30 protein-coding genes and 1 tRNA gene are annotated in these 26,498 nt (G+C 62.9%); 10 read left to right on the forward strand and 21 right to left on the reverse strand.

Going from position 1 to position 26,498, the window contains the following annotated elements:
• Positions 1-17 precede the first annotated feature (17 nt).
• Complete coding sequence (locus tag I4X03_RS02080) at positions 18-1,049, forward strand: NAD(P)H-dependent glycerol-3-phosphate dehydrogenase (RefSeq protein ID WP_223464901.1); 1,032 nt, start codon at positions 18-20, stop codon at positions 1,047-1,049.
• Between the two features lie 68 nt (positions 1,050-1,117).
• On the opposite strand, the gene I4X03_RS02085 is transcribed toward I4X03_RS02080, so the two are convergent.
• From I4X03_RS02085 to mscL, 4 genes are read right to left on the reverse strand one after another with little or no spacing between them, the layout of a single operon-like run.
• Positions 1,118-1,477: a cupin domain-containing protein gene (locus I4X03_RS02085; RefSeq protein ID WP_223464903.1), complete on the reverse strand. Its 360-nt coding sequence runs from the start codon at positions 1,475-1,477 to the stop codon at positions 1,118-1,120.
• An 11-nt stretch (positions 1,478-1,488) separates the two neighbouring features.
• Entirely contained in the window at positions 1,489-2,178 is a 690-nt protein-coding gene (locus tag I4X03_RS02090) for a DUF2461 domain-containing protein (protein WP_223464905.1), read from the reverse strand.
• A gap of 30 nt (positions 2,179-2,208) precedes the next feature.
• Positions 2,209-3,354, reverse strand: a complete 1,146-nt coding sequence (locus I4X03_RS02095; protein ID WP_223464913.1) for a Do family serine endopeptidase — start codon at positions 3,352-3,354, stop codon at positions 2,209-2,211.
• Positions 3,355-3,374: 20 nt separating this feature from the next.
• Positions 3,375-3,803, reverse strand: coding sequence for a large conductance mechanosensitive channel protein MscL (gene mscL, locus I4X03_RS02100; protein WP_307735325.1), 429 nt, complete (start codon positions 3,801-3,803; stop codon positions 3,375-3,377).
• 271 nt (positions 3,804-4,074) lie between these two features.
• Between mscL and petA the strand changes: the two genes are divergently transcribed.
• The 6 genes from petA (at position 4,075) to I4X03_RS02130 (ending at position 8,293) form a co-directional block, all read left to right on the forward strand.
• Positions 4,075-4,680, forward strand: a complete 606-nt coding sequence (petA, locus tag I4X03_RS02105) for a ubiquinol-cytochrome c reductase iron-sulfur subunit (RefSeq protein WP_223464914.1) — start codon at positions 4,075-4,077, stop codon at positions 4,678-4,680.
• The gene (locus I4X03_RS02110) at positions 4,680-6,092 is read left to right on the forward strand and encodes a cytochrome b (RefSeq protein WP_223466213.1); all 1,413 of its coding nucleotides are present in this window, start codon (positions 4,680-4,682) and stop codon (positions 6,090-6,092) included. The genes petA and I4X03_RS02110 overlap by 1 nt, the downstream gene beginning before the upstream one ends.
• A 37-nt stretch (positions 6,093-6,129) precedes the next feature.
• Positions 6,130-6,891 carry a cytochrome c1 gene (locus I4X03_RS02115; protein WP_223464916.1) on the forward strand — a complete coding sequence of 254 codons (762 nt, stop codon included), beginning with the start codon at positions 6,130-6,132 and terminating at the stop codon, positions 6,889-6,891.
• An 89-nt stretch (positions 6,892-6,980) separates the two neighbouring features.
• A complete protein-coding gene (locus I4X03_RS02120) occupies positions 6,981-7,592 on the forward strand; it encodes a glutathione S-transferase N-terminal domain-containing protein (RefSeq protein WP_131424820.1) in 612 nt (203 codons plus the stop codon).
• 87 nt (positions 7,593-7,679) lie between these two features.
• Positions 7,680-8,189 (forward strand): ClpXP protease specificity-enhancing factor, encoded by a 510-nt coding sequence (locus I4X03_RS02125; protein ID WP_223464918.1) that lies wholly within the window; start codon positions 7,680-7,682, stop codon positions 8,187-8,189.
• 28 nt (positions 8,190-8,217) lie between these two features.
• A tRNA-Thr gene (locus I4X03_RS02130) sits at positions 8,218-8,293 on the forward strand.
• 80 nt (positions 8,294-8,373) lie between these two features.
• On the opposite strand, the gene I4X03_RS02135 is transcribed toward I4X03_RS02130, so the two are convergent.
• A complete protein-coding gene (locus I4X03_RS02135) occupies positions 8,374-8,697 on the reverse strand; it encodes a hypothetical protein (protein ID WP_223464920.1) in 324 nt (107 codons plus the stop codon).
• Between the two features lie 263 nt (positions 8,698-8,960).
• On the opposite strand from I4X03_RS02135, the gene I4X03_RS02140 reads away from it, so the two are divergent.
• Both I4X03_RS02140 and I4X03_RS02145 read left to right on the forward strand, forming a co-directional pair.
• The gene (locus tag I4X03_RS02140) at positions 8,961-9,164 is read left to right on the forward strand and encodes a hypothetical protein (RefSeq protein ID WP_223464922.1); all 204 of its coding nucleotides are present in this window, start codon (positions 8,961-8,963) and stop codon (positions 9,162-9,164) included.
• Positions 9,165-9,196: 32 nt separating this feature from the next.
• Positions 9,197-9,964, forward strand: coding sequence for a GIN domain-containing protein (locus I4X03_RS02145; protein WP_223464923.1), 768 nt, complete (start codon positions 9,197-9,199; stop codon positions 9,962-9,964).
• Positions 9,965-10,040: 76 nt separating this feature from the next.
• Here I4X03_RS02145 and I4X03_RS02150 read toward each other — a convergent pair whose 3' ends face one another.
• From I4X03_RS02150 to I4X03_RS02220, 15 genes are all read right to left on the reverse strand, one after another.
• On the reverse strand, positions 10,041-10,355 hold the full coding sequence (locus I4X03_RS02150) for a BON domain-containing protein (RefSeq protein WP_223464925.1): 315 nt from the start codon (positions 10,353-10,355) through the stop codon (positions 10,041-10,043).
• A 2-nt stretch (positions 10,356-10,357) separates the two neighbouring features.
• Positions 10,358-11,545, reverse strand: a complete 1,188-nt coding sequence (locus I4X03_RS02155) for a LytR C-terminal domain-containing protein (protein WP_223464930.1) — start codon at positions 11,543-11,545, stop codon at positions 10,358-10,360.
• A 22-nt stretch (positions 11,546-11,567) separates the two neighbouring features.
• Complete coding sequence (locus I4X03_RS02160) at positions 11,568-12,506, reverse strand: type II secretion system F family protein (protein ID WP_223464931.1); 939 nt, start codon at positions 12,504-12,506, stop codon at positions 11,568-11,570.
• A gap of 10 nt (positions 12,507-12,516) precedes the next feature.
• Positions 12,517-13,494, reverse strand: a complete 978-nt coding sequence (locus I4X03_RS02165; RefSeq protein WP_223464932.1) for a type II secretion system F family protein — start codon at positions 13,492-13,494, stop codon at positions 12,517-12,519.
• 15 nt (positions 13,495-13,509) lie between these two features.
• Complete coding sequence (locus tag I4X03_RS02170) at positions 13,510-14,859, reverse strand: TadA family conjugal transfer-associated ATPase (protein WP_223464933.1); 1,350 nt, start codon at positions 14,857-14,859, stop codon at positions 13,510-13,512.
• A 16-nt stretch (positions 14,860-14,875) separates the two neighbouring features.
• Positions 14,876-16,054: a CpaE/TadZ family protein gene (locus I4X03_RS02175; protein ID WP_223464934.1), complete on the reverse strand. Its 1,179-nt coding sequence runs from the start codon at positions 16,052-16,054 to the stop codon at positions 14,876-14,878.
• Between the two features lie 30 nt (positions 16,055-16,084).
• On the reverse strand, positions 16,085-16,663 hold the full coding sequence (locus I4X03_RS02180) for a TadE family protein (RefSeq protein ID WP_223464935.1): 579 nt from the start codon (positions 16,661-16,663) through the stop codon (positions 16,085-16,087).
• Positions 16,664-16,673: 10 nt separating this feature from the next.
• Positions 16,674-17,153, reverse strand: coding sequence for a TadE family protein (locus I4X03_RS02185; RefSeq protein WP_223464936.1), 480 nt, complete (start codon positions 17,151-17,153; stop codon positions 16,674-16,676).
• On the reverse strand, positions 17,150-18,604 hold the full coding sequence (locus I4X03_RS02190; RefSeq protein ID WP_307735326.1) for a pilus assembly protein TadG-related protein: 1,455 nt from the start codon (positions 18,602-18,604) through the stop codon (positions 17,150-17,152). The genes I4X03_RS02185 and I4X03_RS02190 overlap by 4 nt, the downstream gene beginning before the upstream one ends.
• Complete coding sequence (locus I4X03_RS02195) at positions 18,601-18,891, reverse strand: hypothetical protein (protein ID WP_223464938.1); 291 nt, start codon at positions 18,889-18,891, stop codon at positions 18,601-18,603. The genes I4X03_RS02190 and I4X03_RS02195 overlap by 4 nt, the downstream gene beginning before the upstream one ends.
• 8 nt (positions 18,892-18,899) lie before the next feature.
• Positions 18,900-20,426 (reverse strand): type II and III secretion system protein family protein, encoded by a 1,527-nt coding sequence (locus tag I4X03_RS02200; RefSeq protein ID WP_223464940.1) that lies wholly within the window; start codon positions 20,424-20,426, stop codon positions 18,900-18,902.
• Positions 20,427-20,476: 50 nt separating this feature from the next.
• Positions 20,477-21,337: a Flp pilus assembly protein CpaB gene (gene cpaB / locus I4X03_RS02205; protein ID WP_223464943.1), complete on the reverse strand. Its 861-nt coding sequence runs from the start codon at positions 21,335-21,337 to the stop codon at positions 20,477-20,479.
• On the reverse strand, positions 21,337-22,758 hold the full coding sequence (locus tag I4X03_RS02210; protein WP_223464944.1) for a DUF8689 domain-containing protein: 1,422 nt from the start codon (positions 22,756-22,758) through the stop codon (positions 21,337-21,339). The genes cpaB and I4X03_RS02210 overlap by 1 nt, the downstream gene beginning before the upstream one ends.
• 103 nt (positions 22,759-22,861) lie before the next feature.
• Positions 22,862-23,398 carry an A24 family peptidase gene (locus I4X03_RS02215; protein ID WP_223464947.1) on the reverse strand — a complete coding sequence of 179 codons (537 nt, stop codon included), beginning with the start codon at positions 23,396-23,398 and terminating at the stop codon, positions 22,862-22,864.
• A 65-nt stretch (positions 23,399-23,463) separates the two neighbouring features.
• Entirely contained in the window at positions 23,464-23,649 is a 186-nt protein-coding gene (locus tag I4X03_RS02220; RefSeq protein WP_223464955.1) for a Flp family type IVb pilin, read from the reverse strand.
• Positions 23,650-24,100: 451 nt separating this feature from the next.
• Here I4X03_RS02220 and I4X03_RS02225 point away from each other — a divergent pair, with 451 nt between their 5' ends.
• Entirely contained in the window at positions 24,101-25,156 is a 1,056-nt protein-coding gene (locus I4X03_RS02225; RefSeq protein WP_223464958.1) for a GGDEF domain-containing protein, read from the forward strand.
• An 18-nt stretch (positions 25,157-25,174) separates the two neighbouring features.
• Here the strand turns inward: I4X03_RS02225 and I4X03_RS02230 are convergent, their stop codons facing one another.
• Positions 25,175-26,398, reverse strand: a complete 1,224-nt coding sequence (locus tag I4X03_RS02230; protein WP_223464960.1) for an HD-GYP domain-containing protein — start codon at positions 26,396-26,398, stop codon at positions 25,175-25,177.
• Between the last annotated feature and the right edge of the window lie 100 nt (positions 26,399-26,498).

The raw sequence follows: 26,498 nt of genomic DNA on the forward strand, positions 1-26,498 counted from the left end.
ACCAACTTTCCGGCCCCATGCAAAATCTTACGACAACTTCCAGCAGAATCACCATCCTTGGCGCCGGCGCCTGGGGTACCGCCGTCGCCATCGCGCTGGCCGCGCGCCACGACGTGCTGCTGTGGGCGCGCAATCCGGCGATGGTCGACGCGACCCGCGCCGCGGGCGAGAACACCGCCTACCTGCCCGGCTGCCCCCTTCCTGCCGGACTGAACATTACTAGCGACCTGCACGCGGCGATCGATCACGTCAGCGGCCCTGGGGCCGACGATTCGCTGCTGATCGCGGCCTGCCCCGTGGCTGGCCTGCGTCCGCTGCTGGAGCAGCTCAAGCCGTTGCCGATTCCGAATATCGTCTGGCTGTGCAAGGGCTTCGAAGGCGGCACCGGCTTGCTGCCGCACCAGGTCATGCAAGAAGTGCTGGGCGACAGCGTCGCCGGCGCGGCCTTGTCCGGACCATCGTTTGCGCAGGAAGTGGCGCGCGGGCTGCCATGCGCGCTGACGGTGGCGTCCGAGTCGCGCGAATTGCGCGAGCGGGTGGTCTCGCTGGTGCACGCCGGCAGCATCCGCGTGTATTCCTGCGACGACCTGATCGGCGTGGAAGTCGGCGGCGCGGTCAAGAATGTGCTGGCGATCGCCACCGGCGTCGCCGATGGCCTGGGGCTGGGCCTGAATGCGCGTGCGGCATTGATTACCCGCGGGCTGGCCGAGATTACCCGGCTCGGGGTTGCGCTGGGCGCCAACGCCGCGACCTTCATGGGCTTGACGGGGATGGGTGATTTGATTCTCACCTGCACTGGCGACCTGTCGCGCAACCGCCGGGTTGGCCTGGCGCTGGCGCAGGGCAAGGCGCTTGATGCGATCGTCGCCGAGTTGGGGCATGTGGCCGAAGGCGTGCCGTGTGCCAGGGCGGTGCGCGAACTGGCGGGCAAGCTGGGGGTCGAGATGCCGATTACCGATGCGGTGGCGGAGGTGCTGTTCGACGGCGCCAAGCCGCTCGATACGCTGGCGAAGCTGCTGGCACGCGACCCGCGCGTCGAGATCGCCTGACGACATTCGCACCTTGCCACTGCGCAGGCGGATAGGCAAAGCGCATCCGCCGTTGTTCCCTGCGTCGCCTAGGGGTTGAACACCTTCGATTCGGTCGAACCGTTTTTGAGCAGGATGGTCAGCAAGGCCACCGAATCGACCGTCGCCTGCACCGAGTGCGGCACCCCCCCCAGCAAGAACAGCATCTCGCCCGGCTTGAGCACCGTGCTGCCCCCGTGCGCAGTGCAGACGATCTCGCCTTCCAGGCATTGCAGCGTCATCTCCCCCTCGACCTTGTGCTCAGGCATGGCGCGCGCCTTGGGCAGCACCAGCCTGATCAATTCCATATTGTCGGTCTTGGCCAGCGCCACCGAGGTGAAGTAAGCGATATCGTCATCGCTCCGCTGGAGCGGGATGCGCTCGCCCGAGGCGGCATGTTGTAAGGCCATGGTTGCTCCTGTCAGTCCGGTTCGATCGCGATTGCCACGCTGCGCAGCCAATTGACGAGCGCGGAGGCATCCTTAAACGCGCGCGCCAGTTGCGGCACCAGTTTCTCTGGTGCGTTCACGTCCAGTTTGATCTCTGTCCACACGAAAAAACTCTTCAGCTTCAGGTACTCGACGTGCTGGTGCGCGGGGTCGAAGCCTTTCGGCGGCCGTTGCAGTTTGTCTTCGTCGAGCAGGTCGCCGTAGGTCGCGCGCAGTTGTTTATTCTTCAGCAATTTGGCAAACCCTGTCGCATCGTTGACGATGGCGTCGCGGATCGCGCGCAGCCGGTCCGCGGGCGGCAGGTATTCGCCGACGCCGAAGCCCAGCGTGCCGTTGCCTTCGATCTGGAAGTAATAGGTCGAGCCGCCGCCGGCGCTCGGGCGGCGCTTGTCGTTGGGGGTGATGCCGGCCGAGAAACGCGTCTTGTAGGGGCTGCGGTCGTGCGAGAAGCGGATGTCGCGGTTGATGCGGAACATCGCCTTCTTCGGGTTGCAGCCGGCAACGAGCGGATCGAACTTGCCCAGTTCGCCGATCAGCTCGGTGACGACATCGAGGAACTCGGCGCGCAGGATGTCGTAGCGCGGCTTGTTCATGATGAACCAGGGACGGTTGTTGTTTTCGCTCAGCTCGGTAAGGAATTGCGTCAGGTCGCGCAGGTGCATCGTTGGTCCGGAAAGAAGGTGAAAGTGCGATTATTGCGCACGCGGGCGTTTGCCGACGGTGACGTCGAGCGTCGCCTCGCGGTCCTTGCGCATCACCGTCATTTTAGCCTTCTGGCCGGGAGCGAGCTTGGCAATCATGTTCAGCATGTCGGCGGTGGTGGCCACCGGCTTGCCTTCCACGCCCAGCAGGATGTCGCCCGGCTTGATGCCCGCGCGGTCGGCCGGCCCGCCCCGCACGACGCCGGCGATGATCGCCCCGCTGTCGCGCGCCAGGCCGAAACTGGCGGCCAGTTCGGGCGTGATGTCCTGCGATTCGATGCCGATCCAGCCGCGCACCACCTGCCCGGTCTTGATGATCGATTCCATCACGTCCTTGGCGGTGGTGACGGGAATGGCGAAGCCGATGCCGACCGAGCCGCCGGTTTGCGAGTAGATCGCGGTGTTAATGCCCAGCAAGTTGCCGTTGGTATCGACCAGCGCCCCGCCCGAGTTGCCGAAATTGATCGCGGCGTCGGTCTGGATAAAGTTTTCGAACTGGTTGATGTTGAGGTTGTTGCGGCCGACGGCCGAAACGATCCCCATCGTCACGGTCTGGCCGACGCCGAAGGGATTGCCGATCGCCAGCACGACGTCGCCAACCTTGGCCTGCTCGGCGTGCCCGAGCACCATCACCGGCAGGTCTTTGGCCTCGATGCGGATCACGGCCAGGTCGGTTTCCGGGTCGGTGCCGATGACCCGTGCGGCGGCCTTGCGGCCATCGGCCAGCACCACGTGGATTTCGTCGGCCGCCTCGATCACATGGTTGTTGGTGAGGATGTAGCCGTCGGGGCTGACGATCACGCCGGAACCCAGGCTGCTCTGCGGCTCGTCTTCAGGCAAGCGGTCGCCGAAGAAACGGCGGAAGAACGGATCGCGCATCAGCGGATGGTTCTGGCGCAGCGCCTTGGTGGTCAGGATGTTGACCACGGCCGGCATCGCCCGCTCGGCGGCGTTGCGGTAGCTGCCCGAGGCCGGCAGCGCCGGCGCCTGCAGGACCGAGGCGGTATCGGCCACGGTCTGCACGCGGGTACCGATGCCGGTGCGGCCAAGCCAGTCCGGGCGCATCGCGGCAACCACGAAATAGACGGCGAGCGCTATCGTGACTGCCTGCGCAAACAATAACCAGAATCGACGCATCAGGACCCGCCTCTTTGCAATTAGATGGTGGTGCGTCCCGATGGTTTCAGCGAGTCGCGAATCTCGCGCAGCAGCAAGACTTCTTCCACCTCGACGGGCGTGGCGACCGGCTCGGGCGCGCGCAGCTTGTTCATCATGCGGATCATCTGGAAGATGATGAAGGCCAGGATCGCAAAATTCAGCAGCACGGTCAGGAAGTTGCCGTACGCAATGACCGCGCCCAGCTTCTTGGCTTCGACCAGGGTCAGGTCCATGGCCTGGCCATTCAGCGGCAGGTAGTAGTTGGCGAAGTCGAGGCCGCCGATCAGGCGTCCGATCGGCGGCATGATGATGTCCTGCACCAGCGAATCGACGATCTTGGCAAATGCGCTGCCAATAATCACGCCCACGGCCAGGTCCATCACATTGCCCTTCATTGCAAACTGCTTGAACTCGCTCATCATTGACATTGCTGGTCTCCCAATATGTGAAAATTCACATGTCAATCATACATCGCCCGGTCGGACGATGAAATAGGCGGCAAGGTGGTCATCAGCCCTTTTACGCGAAAATGCCCGATTTCTGGTCACATTTGCCGCCAAAACGACGCTAACGAAGGCTGCAGCCTTGCTCGACGCGCATTTTTCTTCAATTCGCCAGCCGCTTCCCTTATAATTTAAGGTTGCTAGAAGTTCCAAGTAGCTTTTTATAAGATTCGAATTTTGACTGATTGGGGTTGGTATGAGTAACGAAAAGCAGGTCGATCCGGGCCGACGCGGCGTGCTCGTCGCTACGTGCGCGGCGGGCGGTGTTGTCGGTTTAGCCACGGCGGGAGCCTTGGTAAGCACATTCCAGCCGTCGGAACGTGCGAAAGCCGCCGGTGCGCCGGTAGAGGTAGACGTGGCCGGCATGCAGCCTGGCCAGATGCAAACCGTGGAATGGCGCGGCAAGCCGGTCTGGATTCTGAAGCGTTCGCCAGAAATGGTCGCATCGCTGGCGAAGACCGAAGGCGAGCTGGCGGACCCGAACTCGGAACGCACGCCTGACGCGCTGACCCCTGAGTACGCTCGCAACCAGCATCGCTCGATCCAGCCAGAAATCCTGGTAGCGGTCGGCATCTGCTCGCACCTGGGCTGCTCGCCAACGTCGAAATTCACCGAAGGCCCGCAGCCTAGCCTGCCGGACAACTGGGCGGGCGGCTTCATCTGCCCATGCCATGGTTCGACCTTCGACCTGGCCGGCCGCGTATTCAAGAACAAGCCTGCACCGGACAACCTCGAAGTGCCGCGCCACATGTTCGTCGGCGACAAGCTGATCATCGGTAAAGACGCGAAAGGCGACGCATAATCATGGCTTTTAAAGAAACGAAATTCCCTGCCGATGCACCAGCCGCCGAAAAAGCGCTGGGCTGGGTGGATGACCGCTTCCCGCTGACCAAGCTGTGGAACGACCAGTGGGGCAAGTACTACGCGCCGAAAAACTTCAACTTCTGGTACATCTTCGGCTCGCTGGCGATGCTGGTGCTGGTGCTGCAGATCGTCACCGGCATCTTCCTGACGATGCACTACAAGCCTGACGCCAACCTGGCCTTCGGCTCGGTCGAGTACATCATGCGCGAAGTACCGTGGGGCTGGCTGGTGCGCTACATGCACTCGACCGGCGCGTCGGCGTTCTTCATCATCGTCTACCTGCACATGACCCGCGGCCTGCTGTACGGTTCGTACCGCAAGCCGCGCGAGCTGGTCTGGCTGTTCGGCTTCGCGATCTTCCTGATGCTGATGGCGGAAGCCTTCTTCGGCTACCTGCTGCCATGGGGCCAGATGTCGTACTGGGGCGCACAAGTGATCGTCAACCTGTTCGGCGCGATTCCGCTGATCGGGCCTGACCTGTCGCTGTGGATCCGCGGCGACTACGTTGTTTCCGACGCTACCCTGAACCGCTTCTTCGCCTTCCACGTGATCGCGATCCCGCTGGTTCTGCTGGGCCTGGTTGCCGCTCACCTGATCGCGCTGCACGAAGTGGGCTCGAACAATCCTGACGGTATCGAAATCAAGGAAAACCTGGGTCCTGACGGCCATCCGGTCGACGGCATTCCTTCGCACCCTTACTACACCGTGCATGACCTGTTCGGCGTCTCGGTGTTCCTGACGATCTTCAGCGCGGTGGTGTTCTTTGCGCCTGAGATGGGCGGCTACTTCCTCGAGTACAACAACTTCATCCCGGCTGACTCGCTGAAGACCCCGGCACACATCGCGCCGACCTGGTACTTCACGCCGTTCTACTCGGTACTGCGTGCAACGACCGCCGACTTCATGTATGTGCTGATGGCTGCTGTTGCCGCCTACGTCGTGTTCATCTGGCTGAAATCGCGCCTGTCGTTCAAGACCAAGGCGATCATCGCCGTGGTGGCGCTGGTGGCGATCATCGGCATGCTGCCAGCGGTGCTGGATGCGAAGTTCTGGGGCGTTGTCCTGTTCGGTTCGTCGGTGATGATCATCGCCGCGCTGCCGTGGCTGGACCACTCCCCGGTCAAGTCGATCCGCTATCGTCCTGACTGGCACAAGTATGTGTACATCGTGTTCGGTATCTCGTTCGTGATCCTGGGCTACCTCGGTACCCAGCTGCCGACCGACATCTTCACGCTGATTTCGCAAGTTTGCACGCTGTTGTACTTCAGCTTCTTCCTGCTGATGCCATGGTGGAGCACGATGGGCACGTTCAAGACCGTGCCTTCCCGTGTGACGTTCCATCCGCATTAATTGACGACATCACAGAAAAGCGCAAAGGACACATTACATGATTTTTTCTAAGAAACTGATCGCTATCCTGGCATTGCTGCCGGGCCTGGCACTGGCAGCCGCGGGCGGGTTTCCGCTCGATCAGGCGCCGGAACGCAACAGCCTGACGTCGCTGCAAAATGGCGCCAAGCTGTTCGTCAACTATTGCCTGAACTGCCACTCGGCCTCGTCGATGCGCTACAACCGCCTGCGCGATCTCGGCCTGTCGGAAGAGCAGATCAAAGCCAACCTGCTGTTCTCGCAGGACAAGGTCGGCGCCCTGATGACGACGGCGCTGCGCCCGGAAGATGCGAAAGCATGGTTCGGCGTGGTTCCGCCGGACCTGTCGGTGATCGCCCGTGCCAAGGCATCGCCAGCGGGCACCGGCAGCGACTATCTCTACACTTACCTGCGTACCTTCTACAAGGACGACACCCGTCCGACTGGCTGGAACAACATGGTGGTGCCGAACGTTGCAATGCCACACGTGATGTGGCAGCAGCAAGGCGTGCGCACCGTCAAGATGGTTGATGAGAAAGATCCGCATGATCCAAGCAAGACCGTGCACAAATTCGCCGGTTTTGAGCAGGTCACCCCAGGCACGATGAGCGCGACCGAGTTCGACACCGCGACCGCCGACCTGGTGGCTTATCTGGGCTGGATGGCCGAGCCTGCACAGAACACCCGCAAGCGCCTCGGCGTCTGGGTGCTGCTGTTCATGTCGACCTTTGCCCTGCTGGCATGGCTGCTGTCCAAGTCGTACTGGAAAGAAGTGAAGTAAGTCGCTCATTGCCCGCAGTTTCGCGGGCAATCATTTTCCGGGGTGATCCGCTAGTCGTTTCACCCCTTTGTTTCTAAGGAACTATAAACATGATGGTTCTCTACTCGGGCACTACCTGCCCATTCTCGCAACGCTGCCGCCTGGTCCTGTTTGAAAAAGGCATGGACTTTGAAGTGCGCGATGTCGACCTGTTCAACAAGCCGGAAGATATTTCGACGATGAACCCGTACGGCCAGGTGCCTATCCTGGTTGAGCGCGAACTGATCTTGTACGAATCGAACATCATCAATGAATACATCGACGAGCGCTTCCCGCATCCGCAACTGATGCCGGCCGACCCGCTGATGCGCGCACGCGCACGCCTGATGCTGTTCAATTTCGAAAAAGAACTGTTCGTCCACGTGCACGTGCTGGAAAGCGAACGCGCCAAGGCCAACGACAAGAGCCACGACAAGGCCCGCGCAGAAATCCGCGACCGCCTGACCACGCTCGCGCCGCTGTTCCTGAAGAACAAGTACATGCTGGGCGACGAGTTCTCGATGCTCGACGTGGCGATCGCGCCGCTGCTGTGGCGCCTCGACCACTACGGCATTGAGCTGTCGAAGACCGCGGCGCCGCTGATGAAGTATGCCGAGCGCATCTTCTCGCGTCCAGCCTACATCGAAGCGCTGACGCCGTCCGAAAAGGTCATGCGCCGTTAATTGCAGCACCCTACACGCCAGCATGCGCCGCCTCCCGGCGGATCGCAGTACACTGGCGTGTAGCTTCCCGTAGCCATTCCCAAATACATGTCTGAAATCTCAACAAAGCCTTACATGCTGCGCGCCATCTACGAATGGTGTACTGATAGCGGCTTGACGCCCTACCTTGCGGTCAAGGTCGATGCTGCCACCACTGTGCCGATGGAATACGTCAAAAAAGGCGAAATCGTGCTCAACATCAGCTACGGCGCGACGTCCGGCCTGAAGATGGACAACGAAGCGATCCAGTTCCGCGCGCGTTTCGGCGGGGTATCGCGCGAGATCTACGTGCCGGTGCACAACGTGCTGGCCATCTACGCCAACGAAAACGGCCAGGGCATGGCGTTTGAAGTCGCGGAAACGGCTGCGGAAGCCCGTTCGCCAGTGGCCAGCGCGCCAGCCGAGCCGGCGCCGTCGTTGACGCAGGCCAGCCCGGCATTGGCGTCGGTGCCTAGCGCGGCGCCGGAACCTTCAAGCTCAGCGGTGTCGCAGAATCCAGACGACAATAACGATCCGCCTAAAAAAGGCGGCCGTCCGACGCTCACGCGGATCAAATAGGCTATAATTCTCGCCGTATAAAAGTTTAGCCGGCTTAGCTCATTTGGTAGAGCAGTTGATTTGTAATCATCAGGTGGCCAGTTCGAAACCGGCAGTCGGCACCAGAAAAAAGCATTTAGCCCAGCCCTCACCGGCTGGGCTTTTTGTTTTTCAAACTGACACATGCGCACTGGCGCCTTGTGCGCTATGTGCGGACTTTACGCGCCGCTTTCACGCCGTCCAGCCAATCCTGAGCGCCACGCCTGAAGGCGGCGTCAATTTCCTCCTGCGGAATCGAATACACCGTGGCCCAGGCCGCGCGGCCATCGGCCGTATTCGTCGGAAAATCTTCGCGGCTGATCGGCCAATGGTACTTTCTGATCAAGGCCCGGATGACCGTTGCCAGCGATGCCTTGCGATAGGCGAAGATGCTTTCGAAGCCGGTCATGTCTTCCGACGACAGCAGGACCGCAAGGACGTGGGCGCGGATGCTGGTGGGTCCTTTCGGATATTTGGGGATGTTAGTCATCGGAGGCGCGAAGGTGTTGGCTGGGTAGTCAACATCTTAACGGCTGTGCGCTCGTCTAGGGCGCCTCGCGTGTCTAGCAGCCCTGTATGGGTTCCCGTTTGCACGGGAACGACGGCGGGGCCACGAAATCGCGCAACGCTAAAAGTGCCCATTTGCGCACTTCATTCCGCCAAAAGCGCAGTTCATCGCAATCAGGTAGTTGACGCAGGGCCCGCTGTCTATAGTTCACTCAACGCAACGAACTAAACACACAGGAGCCTCAAATGAACATCGCAAAAAACATGGAAGCCATCTTCCTCGCAGCAGTCGCCCTCGCATCGGTCACCTCGTTCGCAACGGCCTCGAATCCAGCGCAGCGCATCACCCCTGCGGCAGTCACCCAGGCGGCCGATGACACCACCATGACCGTGGTCACCATCACCGGCAAGCGTTTGACCGCGGCCGAAAAAGCAGCATTGGCAAACTAAGCCAGCACCGATAACGCACGGAGATTACGAAGATGAACAAATTCCTCGGCCTGGCGCTTGCCGCCGCAGCCCTTTCCCTTCCGGCCGGCTCGGCAAGCGCCGATGAGGTGGTCAGCGAAACACGCGCCATCGATGCGCGCATCGTGAAGGTCAAGCTGGATGGCGTGATCAACCTACGTGTGAAGCAAGGTACAACCCCGTCGTTGACCTTGTACGGCGAGAAGCGCCAGTTGGCCAAGGTGAAGAGCACCCAGAGCGGCGAAACGCTGCGCATCGACAACGATGAAAGCACGTGGAAGTTTTCCAACGAAAAGCGTGAAGTGCGCGCCGAACTGACCTTGCCGAACCTGAGCGAATTCACGTCGGAAGGCGTCGGCTCCACGGAAGTGAATGGCTTTACTGGCGATAAGATCACCCTTGCGCTGGACGGCGCCGGTTCGATCAAAGTAGATAGCAATTACAAGAACATCGACTCCCGCCTGGGCGGCGTCGGCAGCATGAACCTGAATGCGAACGCGAGCGAAACCGTCGAGCTGAACATGCGCGGCGCCGGCAGTATTACCGTCAATGGCAATAGCCGAGTGTTGCGCGCAAAACTGGGCGGCGTGGGAAGCCTTGATGCGAAAGGCTTGCAGTCCGAGACGGTCGATCTCGACTTGAGCGGTCTTGGCGGGGCAACCGTCTATGCGAAGACTGCCGCGAACCTGCGCCTGAGCGGACTGGGTTCGGCGACCGTGTACGGCAATCCGGCAAGCCGCAACGCGACATCGCGCGGCATGGGCAGCGTGTCCTGGAAATAAAAGACTCCAAGCAAATAACAGCGCCAAATGTAAAGGCCGCCTTCCCACGAAGGCGGCCTTTTTTGCGTCCGGCGGCTTAGCGCTTGATCGCGATGTCGTTCTTTACCGATTTTACGCCAGCGATGTCGCGCACCAGCCGCTCCGCCATTTGCACGTGCTCGGGCGCCGCGACAAAGCCACTGAGCTGCACCGTTCCCTTGAAGGTGTCCACCTGGATCTCGGTTGCCTTTAACTCAGGGTCGGCGACAAGCGCACTTTTTACCTTCGCGGTGATCATGGTGTCGTCAATGTACTGCCCGGTGGAGGCGCGATTGTCCGTCGATGCGCAGCCGGCCAGGGCAAAGATCAACAAGGCGGACAGGAAAGCGGCGAGGCGGCGTACGAATGTCATGGCTATGCTCCAGGTTTGAGGTGGGGGTCTTCCTCATTGTGGCGCGCGCCGTGAGCAGGGGTTTGACGTTGAACAAAGGTGGCTGGCACCTCCCTGGGGACAGGTTTGATCGCGAAATCGCGCTTGACGATGTCGCGTCCGATCACCAGGCGAAGGTTGGCCGGCTTCACGCTGCCGGCCTCGATTACAACGGCATTGTCAAAGCGCTCGGCCAGCCTTTCCGCAGCTTCGCGGAACGCAGGCTGATATTCGACACGAGTCTGCCGTACATCAAACGGACGCTGGTTCGACAGGCGCACTACCCGGACGCTCTCTTGGTCCATTTTCATCGACAAGGCCTTCGCCATGCCCGTGACGCCGTTACCGTTACGGATTTCCAGCATCGCCTTCTCCGGCGGCGAAACTGCCGGCAGCACGGCCAGCAGTTCGTGCGGAACAAGGACAGGAGCAGGCAGCGGCTCCGGCCCCGCTTGCGCCTGCGTGGCTGCCGGAATCCGGTGCAGTTCGAACATGCCGTTGGCGAGCTGGCGGACTTCCGTCGTGGCCCAGGCATTGGCATCGCGTGGACCGGCGTTGACCGCCTTTTCAATCGCTGGCGCGACCGGCTGCCGCGCCAACGCGTAGTCAGCCTTGAAGTCATGTTGGCGCAGCGCGGCGGCCTGCTTGTACATCAACTGGGCGCGCTCGGCCTGGCCCATCTTGTCGAGCGCGCTGCCGAGATGCTCCCAGGCGCGGTCGTTGAGCGGATCGAGCAGGCAGGCTTTCTCAAGCGCAGCCAGGGCATTGTCGTATTCGCCGTTGAGGAAATGCGCATAGCCGAGGTTACTGAACAAGAAGGCGGTCTCCGGTCCGGCCTTGGTGTCCGACTCGCCGGTGAGCTGCTGCCAGATCGGGATCGCCTTGGCGAACTCGCCCTGCTCGGCGTAGAGCGTTGCCAAGCCGTTGCGCGCATTGACATGCTGCGGCTGCGCCGCCAACGCCGCCAGGTATGCGGCGGTGGCCGCTTCGAAGCGGCGCGCCATATGCAGGCTGCGACCGAGCACGTACGCCTCATTGGCGTTGGCACTGGCACTTGCTGCCGCCGGCGGCGGCACCGCGCTCGGGGTGGGACGCTGTCCAAGGTCGGCGCACGCCGTAAACAGGAATGCGCCGGCGCATACGGTCGTTAGACGCTTCAGTTTCAGGTTCATTTGATTCTCCTCTCAGACAGCGTTAGGTACCACCGGTCATTGCCGGCAGGGTGCGGGCAATCTGGATTCCGGCTGGTCCGAGAAGGACCATCAGCAAGGTGGGGAAGATAAAGAAGATCAGCGGGAACAGCAGCTTGAGGCCGATCTTGGCCGCCGTCTCCTCCGCCGCCATGCGCCGCTTGGTGCGCAGGTTATCGGAATGAACCCGCAGCGAGTCGCCCATGCTGGTGCCAAAGCGCTCGGACTGGATCAGCATCGCGACCAGCGTGTCGACGTCTTCCACTCCACTGCGCAGCGCGAAGTTGCGCAGTGCCTTCTCCTTGGTGAAGCCAGCCCGCATCTCCATCAGCACCAGCTGCAGCTCCTGCGCCAGCGTGAGGCTCTTGATGTGGATCTCGCCCGCCACCTTGATCAGCGCGCGCTCCAGGCTCAGGCCCGCCTCGACGCAGACAGTCAGCAGGTCGAGCGCATCGGGAATGGTTTCGAAGATTTCGCGCTGGCGGCGCGATGCGATCCGGCCCAGCACCACATTCGGCAGGTAATAGCCCATCGCGGCGAACAGCAGCAACAGCATCAGCATCTGCTGGCCCGGCATCGGAGGCCCTGAAATGGCCAGCATCAGCGCCAGTGCGCCCGGGAACAGCAGCGCCAGCAGCGACTTCGATGCGAAGTACAGGGTTGCCGCGGCAGGATTGCGCCAGCCGGCATTCATGAAGCGCGTGCGCAGGCTTGACCGTTCCCAGCCCTCCTCCGGCAGCGACAGCCGCGAAAAGGGCTGCGCCACCTTGGCCGCCTTCTCGACCCAGCCGCCGGTTTCCAGCGCGCTCGGCTCTGCCTTGCCCATGAAGGTATCGAGCCGGATGCGCATGTACCCTGGCGAGAAGATCACCATGGCGAGCAGCGCCAGTCCGCACACGGTGGAGAAAACGATACAGAGAAATATGATTTGCGGGCCGGTCATGTGGTTCCCCTTAAACGCGGATGTGGATCACGCGGCGTAGCCACACGACCCCGATCAGGATCATGCCGGCGCCGAGCCAGAGCAGCTGGACGCCGATTGGATCGGTCCACAGCAGGCTGATATATCCATGGCTGGTCACCGACATCATCACGATGACGGCAAACGGCAGCAGGCCAAGGATCCAGGCAGACATCCGGCCTTCGGCGGACAGCACCCTGACCTGCGCGATCAGCTTGAGGCGCTCGCGGATGATGTGGCTGATGTTGTGGAGGATCTCGGCCAGGTTGCCGCCGGACTCGCGCTGGATCAGCACCGCGATCACCAGGTAGCGCAGGTCGGTCAGCGGAATGCGGTCGGCCAGGTTGTGCAGCGCTTCGTTGAGCGGTACGCCATAGTTGATTTCTTCATGCGCGGCGCGAAACTCGCCGCACAGCGGCTCGGGCAGTTCGGAGCCGACCATCTGCAGCACGTTGGTGAACGAGTGGCCCGAGCGCAGCGCGCGCGCGATAAAGTCCGCCGCTTCAGGTAGCTGCTGCTCGATCTTGATCAGCCGCTGGCGGCGCGCGCGCCGCAGCATCAGGTAAGGCACCGATGTCAGCAACGCGACGATCACCAGCTGCGCCAACAGCGGCACCTCCCACGCCTGTGCCATCACGAAGCCGGACAGCATCATGGCGGCGGTGGCGCCAATAAACTGCACCACCGACCAGCGCACGCCGGCCTGCATGATCAGCCGGTCGATCGCGTTCGCGGCGCGGCTCTTGTGCAGCAGCTTGTCGATCTCGTCGTTCTTGCTGTAGCGGCGCTGCTTCAGGATCGATACGTCGCCGGGGCCGCCGTCGACACCGCCCGACATTACACGCAGCCGGCGCGAAATGCGCTGCGCCTCGCCGCCGTGGGTGCTGCTCCACCACAAATAGGCGCCCTCCACCAGCAGGATGACGGCGGCGAACAGCAGAACCGCGAAACCGTAATAGATAGCGTCCATGTCGGCTCCCCCAGGTTACTCGAAGACGCGCGAGGGATCGAACGCGCTGTCCGGCACCGCTGCGCCAAACATGCGCAGGCGTTCGGCGAAGCGCGGCCGCACGCCGGTGGCCGAAAATTGTCCAAGCACCTTGCCATCGGTCCCGACCCCGGTCTGCTCGAAGCGGAAGATCTCCTGCATCGCCAGGATGTCGCCTTCCATGCCGGTGATCTCCTGCATGCTCACCAGCTTGCGGGCGCCGTCGGTCAGGCGCGTCACCTGCACCACCACCGTGACCGCCGAACAAATCTGCTGGCGCACCGCGCGCGGCGTGAGTGTCACGCCCGCCATGCCGACCATGTTTTCAAGCCGCGACAGGGCGTCGCGCGGGGTGTTCGAATGGATGGTCGCGAGCGATCCTTCGTGGCCGGTGTTCATCGCCTGCAGCATGTCGAGTGCCTCGGCGCCGCGTACCTCGCCCAGGATGATGCGGTCGGGGCGCATGCGCAGCGCGTTGCGCACCAATGCGCGCTGCGTCACCTCGCCCTTGCCTTCGATGTTGGGCGGCCGCGTTTCGAGACGCACCACGTGCGGCTGGCGCATCTGCAGCTCGGCCGCGTCTTCGATCGTCACGATGCGCTCATTGGCCGGGATGAAGCCGGAGATAAGGTTCAGCAGCGTGGTCTTGCCGCTGCCGGTGCCGCCCGAAATCAGGATATTGATCTTGGCGCGGCCAAGCGCCTCGAGTACCTGCACCATCGGCGGAGTCAAGCTTTTGTAGTCGAGCAGGTTTTGCACCGTCAGCGGCGACGACGAGAAGCGCCGGATCGACAGGATCGGCCCATCGACCGCCAGCGGCGGAATGATTGCGTTCACGCGCGAGCCGTCAGGCAGGCGCGCATCGACCATCGGGCTCGATTCGTCAACCCGGCGGCCTACCCGCGAGACGATCTTCTCGATGATCTTCATCAGGTGGGCGCTGTCGTGGAAGGTCACATCGGTCAGTTCCAGCTTGCCGCGCCGTTCGATATAGACTTTGGCGTGGGTGTTGACCAGGATGTCAGAGATGGTCGGGTCGTTGAGCAGCGGTTCGAGCGGACCGAAACCGAGCATCTCGTGCTGGATATCCAGTACCAGGTTATTGCGCTCGTTCTGGTTCAGGACGATCCGCTCTTCTTCGATGATGCGCTGGATCAGCAGCGCCAGTTCGTGCTTGAACTGCTCGGTGGTCAGGCGCTTCAGGCGCTCCAGGTCGATCCGGTCGAGGATCATCTGGTGCATCGACTTCTTCAGTTCCTGGTAGGCCTGGTTGGCTGGCTCGACAGCCAGCGGCACGGCCAGCGCCTTGCTTTCATCGGGGGAGGACAGGCGTTCGCGCAGCGTCATAACAGTCTCCGTGATATCAGGCGTCGGTGTCGGCGCGGCCGAACAGGCGGTCGAACAGGCCCTTGTTGGTCTCCGGCGCGCGCCGCGCGGTCACCAGTTCGACCAGGTCGGCGAGGCTGCGCGCCACCGCGCTCGAGCGCGACAGTTCGAGCGCGGGCACGCCCTGGTTCACCGAGTCGGTGGCGGCGATGTAGTCGTTCGGGATGGTGTGCATCACGTCCGCGCCGAGGGCGTTCTGCAAGTCCTGCAGGCGCAGCTTGCCGCCCTTCTCGTAGCGGTTGACGATCAGGCGGGTCTGATCGACCGGGTAGCCGAGCGAGCGGAAGATGTCGAGCAGGCGGCGGCCGTCGCGGATGTCGGGCAAGGCCAGCTGCAGCACCGGGTGAATCGCATCGGCGTTGTCGAGCGCGCGCAGCGAGATGGCGTCGATCTGGCGGCCGACATCGAGCACGATGTAGTCGTAGTGCTGGCGCGCCACCCGCAGGATGGTGTCCATGTGCTCGGGTTTCAGGTCTACAGCATGGGTCGGGTCGTCGGCGGCGGCGAGGATGCCGAAGCCGGGAGTGACGTGCACCAGGCAGGAATCGAGGAACGGCCCGTCGATGCGGGCGATCTGGCTGCACACGTCCGACAGCGTCATGGCCGGTTTCTGGTCCGAGACATACAGCGTGGCGTCGCCGAACTGGCCGTGCAGGTCGATCAGCAGCACCTTCTTTTGCGCCAGCGCGGCCAGCGCGTAGCCGAAGTTGGTGGAAATGAAGGTGGCGCCGCTGCCGCCCTTGCAGGAGATGAAGGCAAGTACTTTACCGTCGCGCATGTCGGGCACGCCGACGGTCTGCGCAACCCGGTCCATCGCCTCATGGAAGGCGCGGTGCACCAGCGGCAGCTGCAGCACTTCGCGCACGCCGGCGCGCATCGCGCGGATCAGGAGCTCTTGTTGGTGGTCGCGCGTCAGCAGCATGAAGCACGACGACTGGTAGTGCTTTGCCAGCCGTTCGAGCAGATCGCCTTCCTGGATATCCGGATCGGTGGCGTCGATGATGACGACGCCCGGATTGTCAGGCATCAGGCGGTCGAGCGCCTCGCGCAGGCTGGCGCGGCTTGCCACCAAGCTGATGGGCGGTACGCGCGCCGTACCCTGGGACGCGATTTCCGCGTGCAGCTCGCTGTCGCGGGTGATGATCAACGCTTTCATGTCACTCCTCTGCTCAATTTCAGACGCCCGCTATGGGCATGTCGTTGTGATGGCGGGACTGCGGCCTAGCGAACCGACCGGCGAAATGGTGGTAAACCTGGGAAATGAGAGCCGGCCTGGGGCGAAAGTGTGGAAGCCGCTGATCGACTTGTACGGGATTTGCGAGCAGCTGCCGGCGCCGTCCAGGCACAGGCGCACGCGCACAAAGCGGATGCAGCTTGGACCGTTCGGATTGGCCGTGCAGTTGACCAGGTTCGCGGTGGGGCACGTCGGCATCGCGACCACCGGGGTAGCGGCGTCCGACTGCAGGTAGTCGATGGTGACGTGAGCGTCCGTGATGTCGCCTGCCAGGGGAAGCTTGTCGGTGCCAAACATCGCGTAGCGCTGCACCGCCGCCTTCGAGGTCGTGTCGAATTCACTGACGGCGGCGGCACGCGCGGCGCGGCGCGTCACCTCGGTCATGGTGTTCCACAGATAAAGTGCGCGCGACAGCTCGATCATGCCAAACACAAGAGGAAAGAATACGAACATCGCGCACAGGACGAATTCGACGGCGGTGGCGCCGCGTTGCTGCACAGGCCGTACATGACGAAGACGGAGTGGATTCATGGCGGCCGTCCTAGTTTTGATAGGACGCGTTGGAGGTCGCGATGAATGTCCAGCTGGGGCCGCCAAATGTGTCGGGTAGCCATGGCGCGGTCTCGATGTAAAACTCATCGAATAGGGTGAATGAGGCGGACACGTTGATTTCCACGACTGCCGACGAGTGGATGCACATGCCAACGCCACCGTTGCAATAGATGATGACCCAAAGCTCCTCCGGCGGCCTGATCCCGGCAGACGTAATCGCGTTGATGACCATCTGAGTCGAACGCGCCTTTGCCGCGTTCATGCCGGACGCCGATATCATTTCCATCCGTGGCGTCATCGCCATGGCGTTGGCAGCGTCCTGGGTCGCCTGCTTGAGTACGTTGTAGTGGTAGAACACCCGGGCAAAAAGGAATATGGCGGGAAGAAGGAAGGAGGTGGCCAGGAGTATCAGCGCGAGTTCGACTGCAGCGATACCGCGCTGGCGCTGTCTGGTAATGTACGCATTCATTTGTATAACCCCACCGTCGATGGCAACTGGTTATCGCGCAGCAGGCCGGCGAACTCGCCGTGAACGGCCGGGGCAGCTGCATCAGCGCGTGAACTCATAAAGAAGCGGCCGATGGCGAGCACCGTGGCGGTGCTGCCGGCCACGGGACAGGCCAGCAGCGGCACATTCAGGACCCGGCGCTGGGCAAGGAACGGCGATGGCCCCAGCGTCAAGTGCAAGCCACTGTACGGACTGACAGCGGTGTCGGAGTAGGCGCTGGCCAGCGCCGTGCCGGAACCGACCGGATACAGGCTAGGCCAGTCATCCTTGGAGAACGGGGCGCCGACCCCATCGGCAGCGCCACTGTCGTAGTAGACGGCCTTTGAAAACGACCACAAAGGTCCATAGTGTGTCCTGGTAATGCCTAAGATCGGGTCGGACTGCTCGGCGACCGTCAGCTTCGCCCCGCCGATCTCGAGCGGCTGCGCACTACCGTTGATGGTGCCTGTGGAATTCATCCACCAGTTGAAGTACCAGCTGTTGAATTCCCTGATGTTGCGATCGGACGGTGCGGCGATCGCATCGCAACTCGACCCTGAAAAACTGCCAAAGCGCGAATTGAGCTCGGTGGCGAGCGTGGCTGGAAATGGGTCGGCGACGTACACCTTTGCGCCGCTGCGCAAATTGCTCGCCGCTATTGATCCGTTACAGACAAACGGCCGCACCATGGCCAGCGAGCGGTGGCTGGCCGTCTCTGGCTGGTTCGGAAAGTCGAGCGGGTTGACCAGGTAGCTGACAGCGGTGGTGCCGTGCGGATTCATATTGAGCAGGTTGTAGCTGACCCCGCGACGGAACCCGTATTGCGCCAACTCTTTCAATACGGTGGCGCCTTTTTTAACGTCGTGTGTCGATACCGCGGTGTTCTTGATCGCGCACACCGCCAACGGGGTCACCTGGATGCCGGTGCGCCCGGCAATCGCACGTGCCGCCATGCTCATCGATCGTGTCTCGCCGCCAAGCACGCGCATGAAGACAACGTCGGATATTCCGTGGTCCGGGTGGAGCGCGCGGGTGTCGACCCGCACATAGAAATAGCTCGATGCCCGGGTCGCGTTGATTGCAGCGGCGGGCAGCCAGTCGCCATCGGGCTTGTCGGGCGAATCGCTGAAACGCAGCGCGTCGTCGTCCCACACCACCGCCTTGCCGAAGCTGTAGCGCTGGCGCTCGGCGATCGTGCGCGCCGCGGTCTTGGCGGCCGTGATGCCGGCTTCCGTACCGTCCAGGGCACGCGCAGCCGCCATCGCCGCCGCGTCGGCCAGGCTTTGCAGCTCGGTGCGGCGGGTGTAGGCGAACGACAGGTCGAGCGCCAGTCCGGCGAAGCCGATGATCGGGATCAGCAACGAGACGTACATCACCGATATCGATCCACGCCGGCGAAGCGCCGCCCGAGGCATGCTGCGCGAGGTGATCATTTTGAAGCGCCGCCAATCATCGAGGTGGCCGAGACGGACGTGTCCTGGGCGCCGGCGCCGGTCTCATATTTCTTCTGCGCCGTCATCGCCGCGCGGCCATCGATGCCGCCGGCCGGGTTGGCGTTGCGCACCGCGGCCGGGTTGATGACCTGGGCGGCAAAGGTGCTGCGCACCGAGTTGCCAAAGCTGCTGTCCCAGCGCGGCGTGGTTTCGGCGCAGGCAGTCAGGGTGGCGGCCAGCGCCAGCAGCGACAAGCTGCGCGGGATGCTGCAAAGTCGGTTATCCATGACGCCTCCTATTTGAGTTCGAACCCGCGTGCTGCCTCGGCGGACGGCGCCGCTGCCTGGCGTGCCGGCGTGGTCTCCGCTGCCGGCACGCTGCCTTCCATTTTTCCGCCCAGCAGGAGCTCGGTGCGGCTGGCAGGAATCAGTTTGTCGGTCGGCAACGAGTAGTCAGGCGGCAAAGGCTTGACCAGGTGGGCCGTGACCACGAACACCAGTTCGGTGCGGTCCTGCTGGTAGTCGGTGCTGCGGAATAAGGCGCCGAGCACCGGCACTTCACCCAGCGCGGGCAATCCCTTGAGGTTGTTGACCAGGTTGTTCTTGATCAGCCCGCCGATGGCGAAACTCTGGCCGTCGTACAGCTGGACGGTGGTGCTGGCGCGGCGCGTCGTGATCAAAGGCAGGATCGAGCCGCCAGTGAATCCGGCAGCACTGATGCCGACGCCTTCGCGCGAGATTTCCGATACCTCAGGCGCCACGCGCAGGTTGATGCGGCCGCCCGACAAGACTGTCGGCGTGAAGCGCAGGCCGACGCCGAATTCCTTCTCTTCCAGCGTGATGCGGTTGTTTTCCTGCGCCACCGGGATCAGTATCTTGCCGCCAGCCAGGAAACTGCCCTCCTGGCCGCTGATCGCCATCACGGTCGGCTCGGCCAGCACGCGCACCAGGCCGTCCTGCTTGTGTGCCTCGAGGGTCAGCTGGTTGCCGTTGGTCTTGCGGGCGTCCAGCAGGCCGCGCGCGGTGCCGGTCAGGAAGTTCGACAGCAAGGTCGTGGCCCAGCTGCCATGGTTCAGCTTTAAGGTGGTGCCCGCTTCCAGGCGCTCGAGCAGGGTCTTCGAGACCTCGGCAATCTTCACCTCCAACATCACTTGCTGGGGTGCGCTGACCGACAACATGTTCACGATACGCGCGTTCGAATCCCCACCGCCGCCTGCGCTGCTGCCGGACGGCGCATCCTTGTCGTCGCTCTTTTGCGCCAGCGGACGCTGCGCCCGCCGCACGAAGGCCTGCGCCAGTTCATTGGCGCGCGTCACGGCAGCGCCATCGGACACGTCGCCGGTCAGGATCAGCGAATCGGCCGCCGCTTGCACGCGAATGTTTTTCTCGTCCGGCATTACGCTGGCCAAGGTGGCCTGCAGCGCCGTCGGGTCCATCGACACCGTAATGTCGATCACGCTGCAAGCGCCGCCCCTGCCCTGGATGATCATGTTGGTGGTGCCGATATCGACGCCGACCAGGTACAGCGTATCCGGCGCCACCAGCATCGACTGCACGATGCCAGGATTGCCGACGCTGCGGTGGCTAACCGGCTCGGGCAGGCGCATCAGGTTCGATTTGCCCACTTGCAGCGCCATGCTGCCTGGCCGCGCCGCTTCGCCGCTGCAACGCGGACTGCTTTCCGCGCGCGGGGATTGGCCCTTTGCCGCTGGCCCTGGCTGGGCCGCCGCGGCCGCCGCCGCGCCGTGCGCCATCGCCAGCATGACGGCCATTGCGCCGAGCCGCATTGCGCACGTGGTGTGCTGCCCTATGCCTTTGTCCATATCGCTCATCCCGAAAAAGTCGTGAGTAAGGAAAAAACCGCTGTCCCAGCCTAGAAGCATTCCTGCGTGGTTCGCCCGCCGATAATCACCGGCACGCAGTCGCGCTTGACCGGCGCCGCCACCGTCAGCACGCGCGGTTTGGCAGGCGCGGCAGGCTTGAGCGGTTTGGCCGGAGCCGCCACCGGCAAGGCAGCAAGGTCGTCGAGCAGGGTGCGTTTGGTGGCGCCGGGGGTGGCCGGCGATTTCGGATCGATCTGGTTGCGCAGCGCCAACGACAAGGTGCCCACGCTGCGTGCCAGGTCGAGGTGTTCGGCCTCCTGCGGCGAGACTTCGAGCGTCACCGCATTGACCACGCGCGGCTTGGTGTCGTCGCGACTGACTTCCTGGGCCACCGCCAGCACCAAAATGCGTTCGAGGACGATTTTCGATACATGCAGCGCGGGACGGGCATTGCGCTCGTTCTCGGCCGGGTCGCGTTCCAGGTGCACGATGACATCGACATAATTGCCCGGCAGCGCAAAGCCGGCCACGCCGATCACGTCGTTGACGCGCACCGTGATCGCCCGCTTGCCTTCGGTGATCATGGCCGACAGCCCGCCCACCGTGCCGGGCGGCGCCAGCTTGTCCTCGCTGAGGACTTCACCGCGCATGATGTTGCTCTTGAGGACACGGTCGGCCAGCTTGGAAAAGTCGGTGAAGGCGTCCTTCGGCAGGTTCTTGACGCTGATTTCTTCCAGCTTCAGCATTTCCGGCAGCAGCTTCTGGCCGCGGCCGACATCGGCCACCGCCACCACCACCCGCTGGGCACTTTTCGCCGATTGCTTGGCCAGCCAGAGCGAGGCCAGGACCACCGCGGCAATCCCGAACAGGACCGCAACGGCCATCATAATGAGCGCGCGCTTGTTTTTCATCAGATTCTCTCGAGCAAGGGATCGGAGCCGTACGTGTTATACGGGGCGGGTGGCAAGGAAGGCGATACGAGGCCATGGGCGCAGCCGGCAAACATGCTGACCCAGGCTTGTTCGAGGGTGGCGACGGTCAGCCGCGGCGCGATGCCGGAGAAGCTGGCGAAGTCGCAGATCCTGCCCAGCAGTTCGCGCGGAGTGCTGGCCAGCAGCGGACGGCCCGCCGGTGCGTGCAGCCGCGTCAGCAAGTGCTCCGCCACCGCATCGTCGTGGCTGATGCGCAGCAGGCGGCACTGGTGGCGGAACAGCGCGCGGTAATTCTGTTCGGTCAGCGCGCCGACCTGGATCTTGTAGCCGACCCGCCGCATCGAGGCGTCGTCGAGCAGGCGCGCCGGAGCGTAATTCGTGATGAACACCAGGGTGGCGTCGAACGGCACGCCGATCTTGTGGCCGCCGTCGACCGTCAGCTGGTCGGTGCCGGCCTCGAGCGGGGTGGCCCAGCGGTTCAGCAGGTCGGCCGGCGCCACCCGCTGGCGCCCGAGGTCGTCGACCACCAGCATGCCGCCGTTGGCCATGAAATGCGGCGGCGCCTGGTAGACGCCGTTGGCGCTGTCGTAGCGCAGGTCGAGCATTTCCTGGCTCAGTTCGGCGCCAAGCTGCACCACCGGACGCTGGCACAGCGACCAGCGCGCATCGACGCTGCGCTGGTTTTCGCCCTGGCGCGCGGCCTGGCTCGGGGCCAGGTGCACCAGCGGATCGTAAAACTGGATGATGTCCTGGTCGACCAGGATCGCATGCGGCACCGCGACCAGCCCCTGCTGGAGCTGGCCGACTTTGCGCGCCAGCGTGGTCTTGCCGCTGCCGGACGGGCCATACAGCAGCAACGAGCGGCTCGATTGCAGCGACGCGCCGAGCTGCTCGCAGACCGCCGCATCGAGGTGGTCATCGGCGAACGCGGCGGCCATCTCGGCGGCGCCGATGCGCGGCGCATCGGCCTGGCGGGTCGACTGGCGCAGGCAGACATCGCGGTAAGCCTGCAAGGTGACCGGCGCCGGGCCGGCGTAGCGGCAGCGTGCCAGGTACTCGGCGGCGCGCTGTTTGCCGATGGCGGTCAGGTGGTATTGCAGGTCGAGGTCGGTGTCGCCGCCCCAGCCGGCTTCGGTCATCTGGTCGGCGACCATCGCCTCGAGCACTTCGCGCATCACGCCGATCGACACGCGCAGCTTGCCGGCCAGTAATGGGAGCGGGATCTTGGCGCCGGAGTACATTGCTTTCGACGCCAGTTCCACCAGCAGCGACAGCTCCAGTCCGGTTTCGCGCACCGTCTTGGGCTGCGGCGGCAGCGTGGCAAGCTGATCGCCCACCGGTCCCGCCTGGCCACGTATGGCCTCGGCGGTTCGCGCCGCGGTCAGTTCGGCTTCAATCATGGTTGTCCTCCTCAGCACCGCACGTTTCTGAAAGTCACAATTGATTCTAACGAGCACGGCAATCGGTCCATTGACGAATAGCAAGCAAAGCCGTGTGGCAAGTTCAGCCGTGGCGAATCCACAGCATCAGGCAGGTGGCGCTGGCGATCGCCACGCCATATGGCATGCCGCCGACGCTGCTGCCGCCGGCCAGCTGCTCGCGGGCATACGGCATGCCGAGCACGCGCATATATAGAGGGCGCAACAAGATGCGCATGTTGGCGGCGAAGTCGCGCCAGCGTCCGTTCTGGGCGACCATCACCAGCGCCATCACCCCGCCGGCGCAAAACGCGGCAATGGCGATTTCCATGGCCAGCTCGACACCGGTGAAGGCGCCGACCATCGCCATCAGCTTGACGTCGCCGGCGGCCATGCCACGCAACAGGTAAAGCGGTAGAAAGGCGATCAAGCCCACCGCGCTGCCGGCCAGGCCGACGGCGACAATATTGAAGGGGGTGGCGGAATTGAGGTGGAGTGCTCCGGCGCAAAACAGTCCGCACAGGACCAGCCGGTTGGGAATCTTGCGCTCCGCAAGGTCTTGCAGGCATGCGGCCAACACCAGCGCAATCAGGAACCCATCGAGATACAGTGCATTGCTCATGGCAGACTCACTGAAGATGGAAAAACGCTTTCCGGACCGGGCCCAGCCCGGAAAGCAATTCGCCGTTAGGCGGCTGGCGTCGTCATCTTGCTAGCGATGAAGTCGAACGCCGACGTCAGCTTGCCCGACACAGCGCCGACACCCAGTGCCAGTGCGGTCGCAATCAACGCCGCGATCATGCCGTACTCGATCGCGGTCACGCCGTCTTCGTCGTTCACGAACTGTTTCAGTGCAGTGGAAATGGTGTTCATGGCAGACTCCTTGTAAGTGAAAAATAGACACATGCCCTGGCGCAGAGGAGCGCGATCTGCTGCCCTCCTTGCTGCTGGATTTGAATTCCTGCGCCATTGAGTTCACTATACATTTCGATTCCGTACGGCAAGTTGACTGTGCGCAAGTTTTCCACACGGCATTTTTTCCCACCGCTGTTTGCTTGCGCTTTTCGAGGTCCGGCCGGCTGTGGCTTGATGGGGGATAAATTTCTCTTGGGACATCCGTAAAGCCGCAGGGAACGGTAGAATCGGCCACTGGAGCACAGGCAGCCCAACGCAGGGAGTTGCTTAAAGTACAAAAAACCATTATGCTCGATGGCTGTTCTTTGGAATTGCCCAGTGCCGGGCTGCTCGCGGCGCCTTTGCAAAATAAAGGTGGGCGTGGTTCCGGGGCGATGCGTGGTTGCTTGATTACATTTCTGAGAACGACATGGATTCCCTTCTGAGACACATGGTGGACATGACCGGCCACCGCGATCACACGATGCTCGACATCTCGGTGATCTCGGCAGTGCAGGAACTGGCCGGCGCGCGCCAGACGCGCGTGCTCAGCATCGCCAGCGTCCGCTCCCAGAAATTTGTCCGCGCCCGCGCCATCATTGGCGCCGGCAGGCCGGCATCGATCGTCGAACCGGCCGACACCAACAGCCCCGGCGAAGCGATCACCAGCTATCCCGAACTGGCCGCCTGCCTGGCACGCCACGAGACCAACGCCGAGCGCGTCGCGCCGGACGGCATCCGCACGCTGTGGCTGCCGATCTGGATGGGCGACAGCGCCGACACCTGCCTGGAAATCGTCCACCTCGAGCCGTACAGCGCCGACACCATCCACGTCATCAGCGGCATCGTCAGCGTCTACCGCAACTTCCAGAACCTGCTCGATTACAGCGAACGCGATTCGCTCACCGGCCTGCTGAACCGCAAGACCTTCGACCACCAGCTCACCAAGATGCTGCAAAGCTCCAGCGAGCAAGTTGAGGAAGAGGAAGCCCCGCCGCTGCCGGGCCAGCCCGAGCGGCGCCAGCACTCAAACCAGGAAAAGCAATGGCTGGCAGTGGTCGATGTCGACCACTTCAAACTCGTCAACGACAAGTTCGGCCACCTGTACGGCGACGAAGTGCTGATCCTGATCGCCAATCTGCTGCAGTCGTCGTTCCGCTCGCAGGACCGGGTGTTCCGCTTTGGCGGCGAGGAATTTGTCGTGCTGCTGCGCTCGGCCACGCTGGAGAACGCGCAAAAGATCATCGACCGCTTCCGCATCAATGTCGAAAGCCACGATTTTCCCCAGGTGGGCAAGGTCACGGTCAGTGTCGGCTTCGTCAGCATCTGCGCCTACGAGTCGCCGGTGATCATTCTCGGGCACGCGGACCAGGCGCTGTATTACGCCAAGAGCCACGGCCGCAACCAGGCTTGCCACTACGACCAGCTGGTGGAGGGCGGGCTGCTGCAGGCGGTGCCGGCCAACGACACCGCCGAGTTCTTCTAGTAAGAGGGCGGCAGGCGCTTAATCGACCAGCACCATGAAGCGCATCGGGTCGACTTTCCATTTCTCAGGCGCTTCGTGGCGCACGATCTTGTCGCCGCCGCCCATGCCCAAGGCGCGCGACAGGTCGACCGTTTCGGGCTTGATGTAGGTGTCGCGCTTGGTGTGGAAGAACACGTTGACCTTGGGCGCGAGCAGGTTGGTCTCGTGCGCCTCGACCACCACCCCAAGCCGCCCGGATTCCAGCAGCACCAAGGTGCCGACCGGGTAGATGCCGACGCAGCGCATGAAGTCCTGCACGAACTGCGGATTGAAATGGAACTTGCTCCACTCGTAGAGCTTGCGCAGCGCGTCGGCCGCCGCCATGCCCTTGTGGTAGCAGCGGTCGGCGGTGATCGCATCGTACACATCGACAATCGCCGCCATCTGGGCCAGCTCACTGATGCCGGCGCCGGCCTGCTTGCCGGGGTAGCCGCTGCCGTCGAAACGTTCGTGGTGGTGCAAGGTGATGTCGAGCGGAATCTGGCCGATCCCCGGCGACTGCTTCAAAATGTCGTAGCCGTCCTGCGGGTGCTTGCGGATGATGGCGAATTCTTCCTCGGTCAGGCGGCCCGGCTTGTTCAGCACGGAGTCCGGCACCAGCGCCTTGCCGACGTCGTGCACCAGCCCGCCCAGTCCGGCCTGGTACGTGGTCGCGCCGTCCAGCCCGCGCGCGCGGCAGAACGCCACCAGCAGGGTGCACACGCTCACGGAATGCAGGAAGGTGTAGTCATCCTTGGTCTTGATGCGTAGCAGCCCCATCAGCGCGCCGGGGTTGCGCAGGATCGACGTGGTAATGTCTTCCACCACCGACCCGACCTGGTCGAGCTCGATCGCCTTGCCGAGGCGGGCGTCCTGCATCACCGTACGCACCAGCCCGGTTGCCTGATGGCGGATCTGGCTGGCGCGCTTGAGTTCCTCGGCCATCGTCGTGCGCGCAGGGGCCACCGGCATCGCGGCGATCTCGATCAACGCCTCCTCGGTGCGGGTGCGGGTTTCTTCCACGGTCGGCGCATGGTCCACATCGAGGCCGCGACCGCAATCGATCACCACATCATGGATGCCGGCATCGACGATCTTGCGGATCTCTGCCTCGGTTTTAAGCAGCAGGCGGTTGCGCACGAACGGATGGGTCATCCAGTCGCAGCTCAGATTGTGGATATACATGCCAACCTTCAGCTGGGATGCGTCGATGTTTTTTAGCATAGATGAGGCGGTGTGATGTAATGTGCGGGCGAAGCGCGCGGAGGTTTTAGCCAAGTATAACTGTTCCATTGCCGCAATACATTTCTTTTCGTTATCAACA

This window comes from Massilia soli (assembly GCF_016809835.1).
In the GTDB taxonomy this organism is placed as follows: domain Bacteria; phylum Pseudomonadota; class Gammaproteobacteria; order Burkholderiales; family Burkholderiaceae_D; genus Telluria_A; species Telluria_A soli.